At 31.8% G+C, this 13,609-nt stretch carries 12 protein-coding genes; 3 read left to right on the top strand and 9 right to left on the bottom strand.

What is annotated here, in order from left to right; genetic code table 11:
• Window positions 1-263: 263 nt before the first annotated feature.
• Complete coding sequence (locus tag ACFPTQ_RS02250) at window positions 264-2,654, top strand: beta-L-arabinofuranosidase domain-containing protein (RefSeq protein WP_379773331.1); 2,391 nt, start codon at window positions 264-266, stop codon at window positions 2,652-2,654.
• Between the two features lie 186 nt (window positions 2,655-2,840).
• Here the strand turns inward: ACFPTQ_RS02250 and ACFPTQ_RS02255 are convergent, their stop codons facing one another.
• The 6 genes from ACFPTQ_RS02255 to ACFPTQ_RS02280 form a co-directional block, all read right to left on the bottom strand.
• Window positions 2,841-3,527 (bottom strand): basic secretory protein-like protein, encoded by a 687-nt coding sequence (locus ACFPTQ_RS02255; protein ID WP_379773334.1) that lies wholly within the window; start codon window positions 3,525-3,527, stop codon window positions 2,841-2,843.
• 48 nt (window positions 3,528-3,575) lie between these two features.
• Complete coding sequence (locus ACFPTQ_RS02260; protein ID WP_379773336.1) at window positions 3,576-5,930, bottom strand: GH92 family glycosyl hydrolase; 2,355 nt, start codon at window positions 5,928-5,930, stop codon at window positions 3,576-3,578.
• A gap of 233 nt (window positions 5,931-6,163) precedes the next feature.
• Window positions 6,164-7,249: a LacI family DNA-binding transcriptional regulator gene (locus ACFPTQ_RS02265; protein WP_379773339.1), complete on the bottom strand. Its 1,086-nt coding sequence runs from the start codon at window positions 7,247-7,249 to the stop codon at window positions 6,164-6,166.
• Window positions 7,250-7,470: 221 nt separating this feature from the next.
• Window positions 7,471-8,070 (bottom strand): trimeric intracellular cation channel family protein, encoded by a 600-nt coding sequence (locus ACFPTQ_RS02270; RefSeq protein ID WP_379773342.1) that lies wholly within the window; start codon window positions 8,068-8,070, stop codon window positions 7,471-7,473.
• Window positions 8,071-8,115: 45 nt separating this feature from the next.
• Window positions 8,116-9,306 carry a glycine C-acetyltransferase gene (kbl, locus tag ACFPTQ_RS02275; protein WP_379773345.1) on the bottom strand — a complete coding sequence of 397 codons (1,191 nt, stop codon included), beginning with the start codon at window positions 9,304-9,306 and terminating at the stop codon, window positions 8,116-8,118.
• Window positions 9,291-10,262: an NAD-dependent epimerase/dehydratase family protein gene (locus ACFPTQ_RS02280; protein WP_379773347.1), complete on the bottom strand. Its 972-nt coding sequence runs from the start codon at window positions 10,260-10,262 to the stop codon at window positions 9,291-9,293. Before ACFPTQ_RS02280 ends, kbl begins: the two co-directional genes overlap by 16 nt.
• A gap of 165 nt (window positions 10,263-10,427) precedes the next feature.
• On the opposite strand from ACFPTQ_RS02280, the gene ACFPTQ_RS02285 reads away from it, so the two are divergent.
• Window positions 10,428-10,889, top strand: coding sequence for an Lrp/AsnC family transcriptional regulator (locus ACFPTQ_RS02285; protein WP_379773349.1), 462 nt, complete (start codon window positions 10,428-10,430; stop codon window positions 10,887-10,889).
• Window positions 10,890-10,956: 67 nt separating this feature from the next.
• On the opposite strand, the gene ACFPTQ_RS02290 is transcribed toward ACFPTQ_RS02285, so the two are convergent.
• From ACFPTQ_RS02290 to ACFPTQ_RS02300, 3 genes are all read right to left on the bottom strand, one after another.
• On the bottom strand, window positions 10,957-11,364 hold the full coding sequence (locus ACFPTQ_RS02290; protein WP_379773352.1) for a hypothetical protein: 408 nt from the start codon (window positions 11,362-11,364) through the stop codon (window positions 10,957-10,959).
• 84 nt (window positions 11,365-11,448) lie between these two features.
• Window positions 11,449-12,468 (bottom strand): phenylalanine--tRNA ligase subunit alpha, encoded by a 1,020-nt coding sequence (gene pheS, locus ACFPTQ_RS02295; RefSeq protein ID WP_379773355.1) that lies wholly within the window; start codon window positions 12,466-12,468, stop codon window positions 11,449-11,451.
• 111 nt (window positions 12,469-12,579) lie between these two features.
• Complete coding sequence (locus ACFPTQ_RS02300) at window positions 12,580-12,936, bottom strand: hypothetical protein (protein WP_379773357.1); 357 nt, start codon at window positions 12,934-12,936, stop codon at window positions 12,580-12,582.
• Between the two features lie 131 nt (window positions 12,937-13,067).
• Between ACFPTQ_RS02300 and ACFPTQ_RS02305 the strand changes: the two genes are divergently transcribed.
• Window positions 13,068-13,598 carry a CvpA family protein gene (locus ACFPTQ_RS02305; protein WP_379773360.1) on the top strand — a complete coding sequence of 177 codons (531 nt, stop codon included), beginning with the start codon at window positions 13,068-13,070 and terminating at the stop codon, window positions 13,596-13,598.
• The last annotated feature ends 11 nt before the right edge of the window (window positions 13,599-13,609 follow it).

The raw sequence follows: 13,609 nt of genomic DNA on the forward strand, positions 1-13,609 counted from the left end.
TTACCAACCTTATTAATCTCTATTTATGCAAATAGATTTAAATGAAAAATACATATTTTTGCTAAAACGATTTATTAAAATTATGCATTTTAATTAAATTACCAATAACCAACCAAATAAAAATAACTTTGAAACACACTAATTACTTCTCGGATTTTTATCTGCTATTACTTTTGAGTTTCTCGATTTGTTGTTACTCTCAACAATCAAATTATAGAAATAATATATTTCCTTTACACGAAACACCATTCATTGCACTACCTATGGGAAGCATCACCCCACAGGGATGGTTGCATCAAGAACTACTTTTGCAAAAGAACGGTCTTACAGGACATTCTGAAACGATTTATCATGAATTAAATTCTAATTCATCATGGTTAGGAGGAAATGAGCCTGAATCAGATTGGGAACGTCCTCCTTATTACATTAAAGGATTAGTAAATTTAGCCTACACATTAAATGATGCTGAATTAAAGAAAAAAGCTCAAAAATGGATTGATTGGACAATAAACAGCCAGCAACAAAATGGCGATTTTGGTCCAAAAACACTACAAGACTGGTGGCCAAAAATGCTAATGCTTACCACATTAATGGACTACCATTATGCTACTTCAGACAAACGTGTGGTTCCATTTTTGACTAATTATTTTAAATATCAACTAAAAACACTAAAAAATAAACCACTCCAAGAATGGGCAAAAGCAAGAGCCTCTGACAATGTAGAAGTGATATTTTGGTTATACAACATAACAAAAGAATCTTACCTTTTAGATCTAGCAGATTTAATAAAAGATCAAGCCTTTAATTATTCTAGTATTTTTAATAATAATAAGCTTGTAACCCAAGACCATTTTCAATATTACCATTCTGTTAATGTTGCTCAAGCGCTAAAATACGGGCCTGTATTTTATCAAAAATCTCACAATGAAGAAGATAAAAAATCATTTCAAAACGGGATTCAATTCCTCCAAAGAGATCATGGTCAAATTACAGGAATAAATTCAGGAACAGAATTTATATCGGGTAACTCATCAATACAAGGGGTAGAATTATGCGCAACTGTAGAACGTATTTACAGCAATCAAGTTGCTACTAGAGTCTTCGCTGAAGCATCTTATGGTGATAACTTAGAAAAAATTGCTTTCAACCAATTAGCAGCTAGTTTAACTAAGGATTTTAAACAATTACAATATTATACACAACCAAATCAAGTTCAGTGCATAATCGGACAACATGGATTTGGTCAAGATTATAATAATGGAACCGTTCCAGGTCCATATTCAGGATTCCCTTGTTGTCGATTCAACTTTCATATGGGATGGCCTAAATATGCTCAGTATTTGTGGATGGCAACAAATGATAACGGTTTAGCTGCGGTGTCCTTCGCTCCCTGTACAGTAAAAGCAAAGGTTGCAGACAATGTCGAGATTACAATAATAGAAGAAACCAATTATCCATTTGATGAACAATTAAAGTTTAAAATAAGAACTCCTAAAAAAGTTCACTTTCCACTAAAACTTAGGATTCCTGAATGGTGTATCGCTCCAGTGATTAAAGTAAATGGCAAGATACAACCTAATGTTATTGCAGGTAATTATTACACCATTGATCGCTTCTGGTCGAATGAAGACATTGTTTTACTTGAGGTCCCGATGAAAATTAAAACCTCTACTTGGGTAAATAATTCAGTAGGTATAGAACGTGGACCTTTAGTCTTTTCATTGGTAATGCAAGAAAATAAAAAAGTAAAAACATCTCATAATTTTAACGGAATCGCATTTGATGAACTAGAAATTATTCCTTCTAACAAATGGAACTATGGTTTGATAATAGATAGAAAAAATCCAGAAGCAACTATTAAAGTAGAAAAAAGGATTGTACCTGAAAATCCTTTTATTGGTTTTAGTACACCAATACGATTAGTTACCAAAGCCAAAAAAATTCCTTCTTGGGGATTAGATTTTAATAAAATTCATGCTTCTGAACCTCCTTTTAGTCCAGTACATTCGGAAGAAGCCGAGGAAACTATATATTTAGTCCCATTTGGTACTGAACAAACCCGTGTGTCTTATTTTCCAGTAATTGGTAAAGAAAATACGGAACAGCCCGATAACTATATTGAAAATTTCGATAAAGAAACACTTTCAAAAACCTGGACTTCTTTTGCCGGTGGATGGCAGCCTATAAATAACAATACTTTACATGCAGATTCATTTGAATTAAATGGTATTAAATATATCAATATGTCAAAAGAATATAGCAATATATCTACAACTGTGAATCTATCAATTGAAACAGAAGGTGGTCAGGCAGGAATTATTTTTAGAGGCAATAATTTTGGTATAGGTGTAGATAATCTTAATGGCTATTATACTGCAATAGATCATCGTACAAAAGAATTGATTCTTGGAAGATTCAACAATAACAGCTATACTCAATTAGCTCAAACATCCATAAATGTGAATCTCAACAATTTTTATAAATTGAGAGTGGAAACATTGGGCTCAAATATCAAAATTTATTTTGATGAATTGAAAGAACCACTTTTAAACATTAACGATAGTTTTTATTCTAAAGGATTTGTGGGCTTACGTTGTTACGCAGGTCGTAAAGTAAACTTTAAAAACTTATCTGTTAGCACCTTAAAAAATTGATGAAATTACCATAAAAAAAGAGGAGTTGCCCATAAAAAGCTACTCCTCATTTACAACTTGACAAGTTAACTTTAAAATAGATTTTCAACTTAATCAATCATAAGAATCTCATTTTTACTACTGTATTAAGTAGTCTAAAAAGGAAAAACAACAACCCCTTAATTGAGGTGAAAATTGTTCTAAAACTTAATATTTCAGTTCTGTATGACCAGATATTTTAGCATATTCATCCCAAAGTTCATCTAGGGATTTATTTGTATAATTTTTCCATAAAGCTGCCGAATAATTATTCAACCTCATTTCTTTGTCCAACAACTTTACAATTTTCTTATTATAAGTTTTGCTAATCCATACTAAAAACTTAGCTGTAACTCGATAAGAATTCGTGTAATGACTTCCTTCTTTCCATTTAGGCAAAGACCATTTAGCTAAATCATTATTCAATCCAAATTTAAATCTTGCATAATCTGCAACACCTTCTACTAGCCAACCTGGAGAAGAACCACCTGGATATTGCTGTACAATATGCATCGCTTCATGTGTTATTAAATCAGCATCATACGGATTATTTTTCATCCATTTAGCACTTATAGTAATTTGTCCATTATGAGCATAGGCTACGCCAGTATATTCAGATTCAATTTTAATTTTAATTTGCTTAATTGCCTCCTTATTATATTCCTTACTTAATTTAGGATACACTTGAAAAAAAGTATCCAAATACAGCTTAACAATAGAATCATTTACAGATTGATCCTCATTTATAAATTCAACAACAATTCCATTTTTAGAAATTCTATTTTCAATTTTAGCTGTAATTGTGTTAATTGAAAAACAGAGGAAACACAATACAAGCACTTTTCTTTTTATCATTTTCAAAACTATTTAATTTTAAATCCTACATTAAATTCAATTTTTGGCTTATTTGGTATAACAATTAAAATTAGGTTTGTCTCCCATATAAAACTTTAAAATCCCTCCTTTTACAATATCATCATGAGATATAAAAGGTGTTTTTAACGGTTTACCATTAAGCTCTACTTTTTGAATAAACACATTGCTGTCTGATTGATTATCGGTTACTATTTCAAAAGTATTTTTATTTTCAAGATTCAATTTAGCATGTTTTAAAGCAGGACTACCCAATGCATACATTTTTGAACCAGGTGCTACAGGATAGAACCCCAAACTACTAAAAATATACCATGCACTCATTTGACCAAAATCATCATTACCACCCAGTCCATCAGCCTTAGCTTTGTACATGGCTTTTAATATCATTCTTATTTTATCCTGGGCTTTCCAAGGTTCATTAGTCCAATTATACAAATAAGCAACATGATGAGAGGGTTCATTTCCATGAACATAATTCCCAATTATTCCTTCCCTAGTAATATCTTCGGTATTTTCAAAATATTTATCCGGAAGTTCCATACTAAATAAGGTATCTAAATGTTTAGAAAATATGTCCTTTCCCCCCATCATTTCAATTAATAAATTCGGATTATGTGGAACATACAAACTGTAATTCCAAGAGTTCCCTTCGATAAATCCCTGTCCATGGGTATCTAAAGGATCAAATTCTTTTTTAAAACTACCATTACTCAATTTAGGTCTCATAAAACCCGATTCTTTATCGAATACATTAATAAAAGAACCGGATCTTTTAATAAATTCATCAAACACTTTCTTATTCCCTATTGTATTTGCTGCCTGAGCAATAGCCCAATCATCATAAGCATACTCTAATGTTTTAGACACGGAAGAAGAATTTTTATCCTCTGGAACATATCCTAAATTCATATAGTCTTTTAATCCATCATAGTAAGGTACTTTAGCTGTTTGAATAGACGCTTTTAAGGCATGATTGACATCAAAATTAGTATTCCCTTTTACAATTGCATCTGCAATAACAGAAACACTATGATATCCAATCATACACCAATTTTCATTAGCATAATGTGACCAAATTGGTAACATATGATGTGCGCTTTGGTCATAATGAGCAAGCATTGAATTAATCATATCTGAATTTCTTTGCTGTTGCACTAAATTAAAAAGTGGATGCAAAGCTCGGTAAGTATCCCATAATGAAAAACTCGTATAATTGGTGAAATCTTTAGCCTCATGAACATTCAAATCTAAGCCCATGTATTTGCGATCTACATCCATATATTCTGTAGGTCCTAAAAAAGAATGATACATTGCTGTATAAAAATTTACTTTGTCATCTTCTGCAATACCTTTTATTTTAATTTTATTGAGTTCTTCATTCCAAATAGTTTGACTTTCATGTTTGACTTTTTCAAAATCCCAGTGCGGAATTTCTTTTTCCATATTATTTATTGCTCCTTGTGTACTTACCGGAGAAATAGCAAACTTTACTTTAATTTCTTCGTTTTCTTCTGTTTTAAAATCAAAAAAAGCTCTTATATTTTTCCCAGCCATTTCGGGAAAATTTTCTTCCTGATTGAATTTTCCCCAAAATCCTCTATAAGAAACTTTATCATAGTTTTTATGTCCATAATTAATAAATGGTTTACTGAATGACATTGCAAAATACACTTTTCTGGTTCTGGCCCAACCATTAGTTTGTCTATATCCCGTAATCAATGTATCATTTTCTACTCTAACAAAAGTCCAAACATTTTTTTCATCATGATTGTATATACCTGATTTTAAATCTAAAATTATATGCAAACTATCTGATTTCGGACAGGTATAACGATGCATCCCTACCCTAGTAGTAACGGTCAATTCGGCTAAAATATTATAATCTTGTAGTTTAACTGCATAATAGCCTGCTTCGGCTTTTTCATCAGCATGACTATATCTGGAACGGTATCCACTTTCTGGATTTTTTTCTGTACCTGGATTTAATTGAAGTTTTCCAGTTGTAGGCATAATCAGAAAATCACCTAAATCTGAATGGCCAGTTCCGCTAAAATGTGTATGACTAAACCCTACAATAGTACTATCGTCATATTGATAACCAGAACAGTACTTATAAACATCCTTATTATACTTCCCCCCTGAATTATAAGAAACGGTATCCGTATCAGGACTCAATTGAATACTACCAAAAGGGACTGTAGCTCCAGGGTAAGTATGCCCCATTTTTGCAGTTCCAATCATAGGATCAACATATTTTACTACATTTTCTAGTTTATTTTTATCCATTTTATTCATAACTGTTTGATTATTGGGAAGTTTACACGCAATAATTAAAAAAAAGAGTAATACGTTAATCCCCTTAGTTATATCAGTCTTATTCATATTTAGATTTCCTGAATTTAATACTATTTCTTTTGAGTTAAATGATTTTTAATTGAAAATAGCAACCCGCCTATTTTGTTTAGGTAGCAATTGCGTTAGATTTCCCTTCACTATTTATTTTCATTTTTACCATATATATAGTAAATCTGAATTAATTAATATTATCGATAACAATTGCTAAATCGATTTATCAAATAAAGTGAAAATATTTAATTTAAAAAAGTTTACTGATTTTATTTTTTAGAGGAGGATTCCCTAACTATTAAAGTTACGGGCAATAAAGTATTTTTATCCAAATCAACATTATCTGTTTCATTTAACAACTGCATTGAAATCCCTTTTACAATTCTCTCAGCAAAAAGAGCTACTGGTTGATCAATGGCGGTAATAGTTGGCTCATGTAGTTGATAAAGTTCTCTATCGTCAAACGTAACAACACCAATGTCTGTAGGAATCTTTAATTTCATTTGTTTAATAACTCGCAAACCAGGTATTGCCAAATGATTAGATGCAAATAACAAACTATCTAATTGTTTAAATTCAGTTATAAAAGATTTAATAAGAGACTCTTTTTCTTCCATAGAAATGGCATATGGTACTCTTAAAATATATTGCAATAAGCCATTTTGGGTTACACAATCAATATATCCATTCATTCTGTCCATGATTTGGCTTTGATCTAAGTCTACAGTAACAAAACCAATGCTCTTATATCCATTATCAATTAAATGCTTCGTTCCATCAAAACTAGCATTATAATTATCTATTATAACATTAAATGAATCAATTCCAGACACTAATCGATCAAATATAACGACTGGATATTTTTCAGCTATTAATTGTTCTAATTCTTTCTCGATTCCATTTGTAGGAGTAACTATAAATGCATCAACCTGACGGTTTTTAAGATTTTCAATTACATTTTTAGCTCTGGTGGCGTCATTTTCAGTACTTGCATAAATCATGGTATAGCCCATTTCTTCAAATTTGTCTTCAATTTGCTTTGCTATACTTGCAAACAATGAACCTGAAATATCTTCGGCTATAAAAGCAATTGTTTTTGACTTCCCTATACGTAAGTTTCTTGCTACAGTACTAGGGGAATATCCAACTTCTGAAATAAAATGTAAAACATCATCTATTACTTTTTTACTAATTCTTTTCTCTTCTCCTTTTCCATTTAAAATAAATGAAACTGTTGTTATTGAAAGATTTAATTCGTCAGCAATTTTTTTAATAGTCCATTTTTTAACCATCCTTTTTATTTCATTTACTTTAGACAAAGATATTTTATAAGGCGTAAGATATGAATTAATCAAAGAAATAATAATCTTAATTAATAAATATTTGAAATTGATTGGCTATAATTCTAACTTGTATTATATCTAATTATAGTATTTTCAAATCCTTTTCAATTTTTTTAAATGACAATAATTACTTTTCGCATAAGATTAATAATCTCGAAAAGGAAATAATAGAAAAAACCATATCATAAACACAAGACGGTTATTTTGTTTTTATATCAGTACCTGATAAAAAGCTATCTGTACTTTGGAAGCGACAAATTATACTTTACACTTATCACACGAATAGCAATTATAAGCGATACCGTAATGATATTTAAAAAATCATCCTGAATTTGAAAGTTTCTAAGAACAATATAGACCAAAGCACCTATTAAACAAGCTGTAGCATAAATTTCTTTTTTAAAAATCAACGGAACTTCATTACAAAGTGTATCACGAATTACGCCTCCCAATACAGCAGAAAAAAGCCCCATGATACAAGCTAAAATAGGATGAATTCCAATATCTAATGCTTTCTTCAAACCTATAATGGTACAAATTCCTATTCCAATGGCGTCAAACAAAAAGAGTGTTTTTCGCAATCGAAAAACTACTTTCTTAAACACTATAGAGACTAATACTCCTAAAAGAATAACCAAGAGATAATTAATATCCTTAAGCCAACTTACAGGCAAATTACCCAATAATAAATCTCTTAAAGAGCCACCGCCTATTCCAGTAACAAATGCTAAAAAAGTGATTCCAAATAAATCAAAATCCTTTTTTGAAGTTACAGTCGCTCCACTTATAGCGAAAGAAAACGTTCCAATTAAATCCAGTGCATAAAATATCATTCTAACTTTTTTAAATCGTTTCTATCACTATAAATCTAAAAAAGTTTATTGGATTACACCTAATTCTTTCCCCACTTTTACAAAAGCCTTAATTGCTTTTTCAATATGCTCTGTTTCGTGAGCTGCCGAAAGTTGGACTCTTATTCTAGCTTTTCCTTCAGGAACTACCGGATAGAAAAATCCAATGACATAAACACCTTCGTCCAATAATCTTTTAGCAAATTCCTGAGCCAATTTAGCTTCATACAACATTATAGGCACAATAGGATGAATTCCTGGTACAATATCAAATCCTGCAGCCGTCATCTCGGTTCTGAAAAACTTCGTATTTCTTTCTAATTTATCTCTCAAACACGTTGAATTAGAAATCATATCCAAAACTTTCAAAGAAGCACCAACAATAGCAGGAGCCAAAGTATTAGAAAACAAATACGGACGAGAACGTTGTCTTAAAATATCCACTATCTCTTTTCTAGCCGCTGTAAATCCTCCAGAAGCACCTCCTAAAGCTTTACCATAAGTTCCTGTAATGATATCAATTCTATCCATTACTTTGTATAATTCATGTACTCCTCTTCCGGTTTCACCAATAAAACCAGTTGAGTGACACTCATCCACCATGACCATAGCGTCATATTTATCAGCTAAATCACAAATTTTATCTAATTGAGCGATTGTTCCATCCATTGAAAAAGAACCATCAGTAACAATCAATTTTCGGCGAGCACCAGAAGCAGCCTGTAACTGCGTTTCTAAATCACTCATGTCATTATGAGCGTATCTAAAACGTTTGGCTTTACACAAACGAATACCATCAATTATAGAAGCATGATTTAAAGCATCAGAAATAATGGCATCTTCTTCATTTAAAAGAGGTTCAAAAACACCACCATTAGCATCAAAAGCAGCAGCATACAAAACACAATCTTCCATACCTAAAAAAGCCGCTGTTTTTTGTTCCAACTCTTTATGAATATCTTGTGTTCCACAAATAAAACGTACTGATGAAAGTCCGAAACCATATGTTTTTACAGATTCCACTGCCGCTTCAATAACTGTTGGATCAGCTGATAATCCTAAATAATTGTTGGCACAAAAATTAAGTACTTCTTTTCTTTCTACCGTATCAATTTCTGAACCTTGCTTAGAAGTAATTACTCGTTCACTTTTATAAAGACCATTTTCTTTAATGGCTTCAATTTCATTAATCAATTGATTTTTTACTGATGCGTACATGCTAATTCGTTTATGTTTTTAATTGATTCTAAATTTTTAATCATATCCTCAGTCATTGTTTTCAGATTGTATTGGGGCTTCCAATTAAAATCTTTCTGAGCCTGAGAATCATCAATACTCATTGGCCATGAGTCGGCTATTTTTTGTCTATAATCTGGATTATATACAATTTTAAAATCAGGATAATTTTCCTTGATAGACTCGTATAATTCCTGTGGCGTAAAACTCATTCCTGCCAAATTATAAGAAGTTCGCAAAGTGATGTTCTCCGCCGGAGCTTCCATTAATTCAATCGTTGCACGAATGGCATCCTCCATATAAATCATTGGTAACTTAGTAGCTCCATCTAAAAAGCATTCAAAAGTTTCATGATTGATTGCCTTATGAAAAATATCTATAGCATAATCGGTTGTTCCTCCACCCGGCAATGATTGGTAACCAATAATACCCGGATATCGCAAAGAACGAATATCTAAACCGTATTTTTCATAATAATAATTAGCCCAATTTTCACCAGCCACCTTACTATTTCCATATACAGTTGAAGGATTCAAAATAGAATTTTGAGGGGTGTTTTCTCTTTGAATATTGTTTCCAAAAACAGCAATTGAACTTGGATAAAAAACCTTTTTTACATCGCAATTCTTAGCTGCTTCAAGTACATTAAAGAATGTTTGCATATTAATATCCCAAGTACGCAAAGGCGCTTTTTCACCGTTGGCGGATAAGATGGCCGCTAAATGATAAATTTGGGTCACCTTGTATTTTTCAACAATACTTTTTATAGCCTCATAATCGGTAGCATCTAAAGTTTCAAATATTCCTTCAAAATTAGCTTTAACATTCAAGTCGGAGGCAACAATGGCATCCATTCCATAGCGCTCTTGCAATTTTTTGGTTAAAACTGAACCCAACTGCCCATTAGCACCTACTACTAAAATTTTTTCTTGTATCATATTTAAAATCTTAATGATACAAAATTAGTTCAGAAATAAATTCAAAAGACAATATCGCTGAAACACCAATTAAATTAAGTAATTTTGACTTACATTTAACACTATTAAAGTATTTTTACCTTAAAAGTACTTTTTTAACGCACTCAAAAAGAAATTTTATCTGCCATGGAAAAACTAGACGAAATTGACTTAAAAATATTACGAATTTTACAAAAAGATTCAAAGAAAACCACCAAAGAAATCGCCGATGCGCTTAATCTTACCAGCTCGCCTGTGTATGAAAGAATTCGCCGATTAGAGAATAAAGGTTATATCAAAAAGTATGCGGCTATCTTGAATAAAAAATTGATTAACCAGCCGGTAACGGCTATTTGCATGGTCTCGCTTCGTTATCACAACGAAGGTTTCATTGACACTTTTGAAAAACAAATCAAAGCCTTGAAAGAAGTTCAAGAATGCTACCACATGGCTGGAAAAGTAGATTTCTTTTTGAAAATAAACCTAAAGAGTCTGGACGAGTACCATGAATTCGTCCGATTGAAATTATCCAAAATTGATAACATTGGGGTCTTAGAAAGTTATTTTGTACTGAAAGAAATCTTTCATACTACGGAGTATAACATCTAAACAAAAAACCGCAAATTCACATTTATAATTTGTGAATTTGCGGTTTTAATTATTGTTCAGAAAAAGTTTATCTCACGATAACCCCATCTACAAAAAGAATAGGCACTTCTTCTACATTATTTTCATTAATAGTATTGGCTTTGAAAATATATTTCTTGTCGTATAAAGTATTACCAATAAAGAAAGTCAGCATGAACTCGTTATTCAATGGCAACAAACTTTTTTCGATCATTTCGATTTTCACTACCGAAACAGCAGGTACCTGAACAAAAGCATGACGCAAAACTGAAGTTTTCTTCATTTCGCCATCAATAGTTCCGAAAGCTTTAGAAACCACCATCACGCTATCGATATCAAAGTCACTGTCGTTTACTAAATAGGCATACCAAACTTTCTCCATAAAATCATCGCTCCACTCTTGAACAGCAGCAATGAATACGTTTTCTACTTCGGGAATATTGATGTCTTTTTTCATAGTATAGATTAAGAGTACTTAGTCCCTAGTCCTTAGTAAAGTGTATTTGCTAAGTACTAGGGACTAAAAACTAAGGACTTATAATTATATTATTGATTTGAATTGCTCTAAGAAACGTACGTCGTTTTCATAAAACATACGGATGTCACCTATTTGGTACAACAACATCGCAATACGCTCTACTCCCATTCCGAAAGCAAATCCATTATATTCATCAGGATTGATGCCACAGTTTTTCAAAACATTAGGATCTACCATTCCGCAACCACCAATTTCTAACCAACCTGTTCCTTTAGTAATTCTATAATCGGTTTCCGTTTTTAATCCCCAGTAAATATCAATCTCGGCACTTGGCTCTGTAAACGGGAAATAAGAAGGACGCAAACGGATTTTAGATTTTCCGAACATTTCTTTAGTAAAATACAAAAGGGTTTGTTTCAAATCGGCAAAAGAAACGTCTTTGTCAATATACAAACCTTCTACTTGATGGAAAATACAGTGCGAGCGTGCCGAAACAGCTTCGTTACGAAAAACACGTCCTGGAGAAATCGTTCTTATAGGCGGTTTATTGTTTTCCATATAACGTACTTGAACCGACGACGTATGAGTTCGCAATAAAACGTCAGGATTTGTTTGAATGAAAAAAGTATCCTGCATATCACGCGCTGGATGGTATTCAGGCAGGTTCAAGGCTGTAAAATTATGCCAATCGTCTTCAATTTCTGGACCTTCGGAAACATTAAATCCAATAGTCGAGAAGATATCGATAATTTGATTTTTTACGATAGAAATAGGATGACGAGAACCAATAGTTACTGGTTCAGCGGTACGGGTCAAATCGCCATAAAGTCCTTTAGCTTCTTCCTTGCTTTCTAAGGCTTCTTGAATAGATTTTACTTTTTCTTCAGCAGAACTTTTAAGTAAATTAATTACTTGTCCAAATTCCTTTTTTTGCTCATTAGGCACGTTTTTAAATTCGGCAAAAAAATCTTTTATAATTCCTTTACTTCCTAAGAATTTAATTCTAAACGCTTCTAGTTCGGCAGTATCTTGTGTTGAAAAAGCTTGTGCTTCACCAATATATTCTTTTATCTTATCTATCATTTTCATCCAATAATTGAGTGTGCAAATTTAAGTAAAAGTTAGAAGTTAGAAGTTAGAAGTTAGAAGTTTTTCTAAAATTCTTAACTGATTACTGCTACTGAACATTGAATACTAATCGATAAGTTCTTTTTCTATGAAATAATTCACAATGGCTTCTTTCATTAAAACTGTTTGCTCTCCAGCTTTTAAGGGTGGTAATTCCTCTTTTACTTTGTAATGAGGCCAGCCATCTTCGTCGAAAAAGTCAAATTCATAAAAACCGTAAGGTTCTAATAATCGACAAATAGCAATATGCATCAGGTTTACTTTTTCATCTTTTTTAAATTCACGATGAAATTTACCTAATTCCTGAACTCCAATTAAAAAAATGATGGCATCTAAATCCAAATCTTCACCTTGTGAAAATTGATTAGAAAGTATATCGACGAGCTTTTCCCAGCGCTCTTTTAGTTGTGTATCTCTTGACATGTTTAAAAGTTAGAAGTTAGGAGTTAGAAGTTAGAGGAACACCTTCAAATTTCTTTTTCCTACTATTATTTCGGCAAAGATACCAACATAATTCTTTTATCTTTGCCCTTTATACTTTTCTATTTTTTTCTATGAGTTTTTTAGACATTATTTTAGGCGCCTTACTAGCCTTAGCCATGTATAAAGGAATTGTAAACGGTCTTTTTACAGAATTGGCTTCATTTCTTTCTTTAATGATTGGAATTTATTTTGCAGTAAAATTTTCTGTGATTACTAAAGATTTTCTTTCTGAACATGTTCATTGGAATCCAAATAGTATTCAAGTTGTTGCTTTCCTACTCACTTTTATTCTTGTTGTTGTTGGAATTCACTTCCTTGCCAAAATACTCACGGGCATTGTCGATTTTGCCTTTTTAGGCTGGATCAATAAATTAGGCGGCGGAATATTTCGGGTGTTAAAAATAGTATTGATTATTGGAATGCTTTTTTCTCTTTTTGAAAAAATAAATCACAATCACTTTTTTGCTAAAAAAGAAACTTTGGATAAATCTATTTTTTACTATCCTATTCAAAAAACAGCAGCTTTTATGTATCCGTCTATTGCCAAATGGTATGGAGATTTTAAAAAAAGTGGGCAGACTTCAGAAAGCAATGAACAGTAAGCAGATTTCAG

This window comes from Flavobacterium sp. GCM10022190, from assembly GCF_042656445.1.
In the GTDB taxonomy this organism is placed as follows: Bacteria; Bacteroidota; Bacteroidia; order Flavobacteriales; family Flavobacteriaceae; genus Flavobacterium; species Flavobacterium nitratireducens.

Excerpts from the sequence above, each read along its gene's own strand:
- ACFPTQ_RS02255 (WP_379773334.1), bottom strand. The coding sequence starts at position 3,527 with ATGATAAAAAGAAAAGTGCTTGTATTGTGTTTCCTCTGTTTTTCAATT.
- ACFPTQ_RS02250 (WP_379773331.1), top strand. The coding sequence starts at position 264 with ATGGGAAGCATCACCCCACAGGGATGGTTGCATCAAGAACTACTTTTG.
- pheS (WP_379773355.1), bottom strand. The coding sequence starts at position 12,468 with ATGATAGATAAGATAAAAGAATATATTGGTGAAGCACAAGCTTTTTCA.
- ACFPTQ_RS02290 (WP_379773352.1), bottom strand. The coding sequence starts at position 11,364 with ATGAAAAAAGACATCAATATTCCCGAAGTAGAAAACGTATTCATTGCT.
- ACFPTQ_RS02260 (WP_379773336.1), bottom strand. The coding sequence starts at position 5,930 with ATGAATAAGACTGATATAACTAAGGGGATTAACGTATTACTCTTTTTT.
- kbl (WP_379773345.1), bottom strand. The coding sequence starts at position 9,306 with ATGTACGCATCAGTAAAAAATCAATTGATTAATGAAATTGAAGCCATT.
- ACFPTQ_RS02280 (WP_379773347.1), bottom strand. The coding sequence starts at position 10,262 with ATGATACAAGAAAAAATTTTAGTAGTAGGTGCTAATGGGCAGTTGGGT.
- ACFPTQ_RS02285 (WP_379773349.1), top strand. The coding sequence starts at position 10,428 with ATGGAAAAACTAGACGAAATTGACTTAAAAATATTACGAATTTTACAA.
- ACFPTQ_RS02300 (WP_379773357.1), bottom strand. The coding sequence starts at position 12,936 with ATGTCAAGAGATACACAACTAAAAGAGCGCTGGGAAAAGCTCGTCGAT.
- ACFPTQ_RS02270 (WP_379773342.1), bottom strand. The coding sequence starts at position 8,070 with ATGATATTTTATGCACTGGATTTAATTGGAACGTTTTCTTTCGCTATA.
- ACFPTQ_RS02305 (WP_379773360.1), top strand. The coding sequence starts at position 13,068 with ATGAGTTTTTTAGACATTATTTTAGGCGCCTTACTAGCCTTAGCCATG.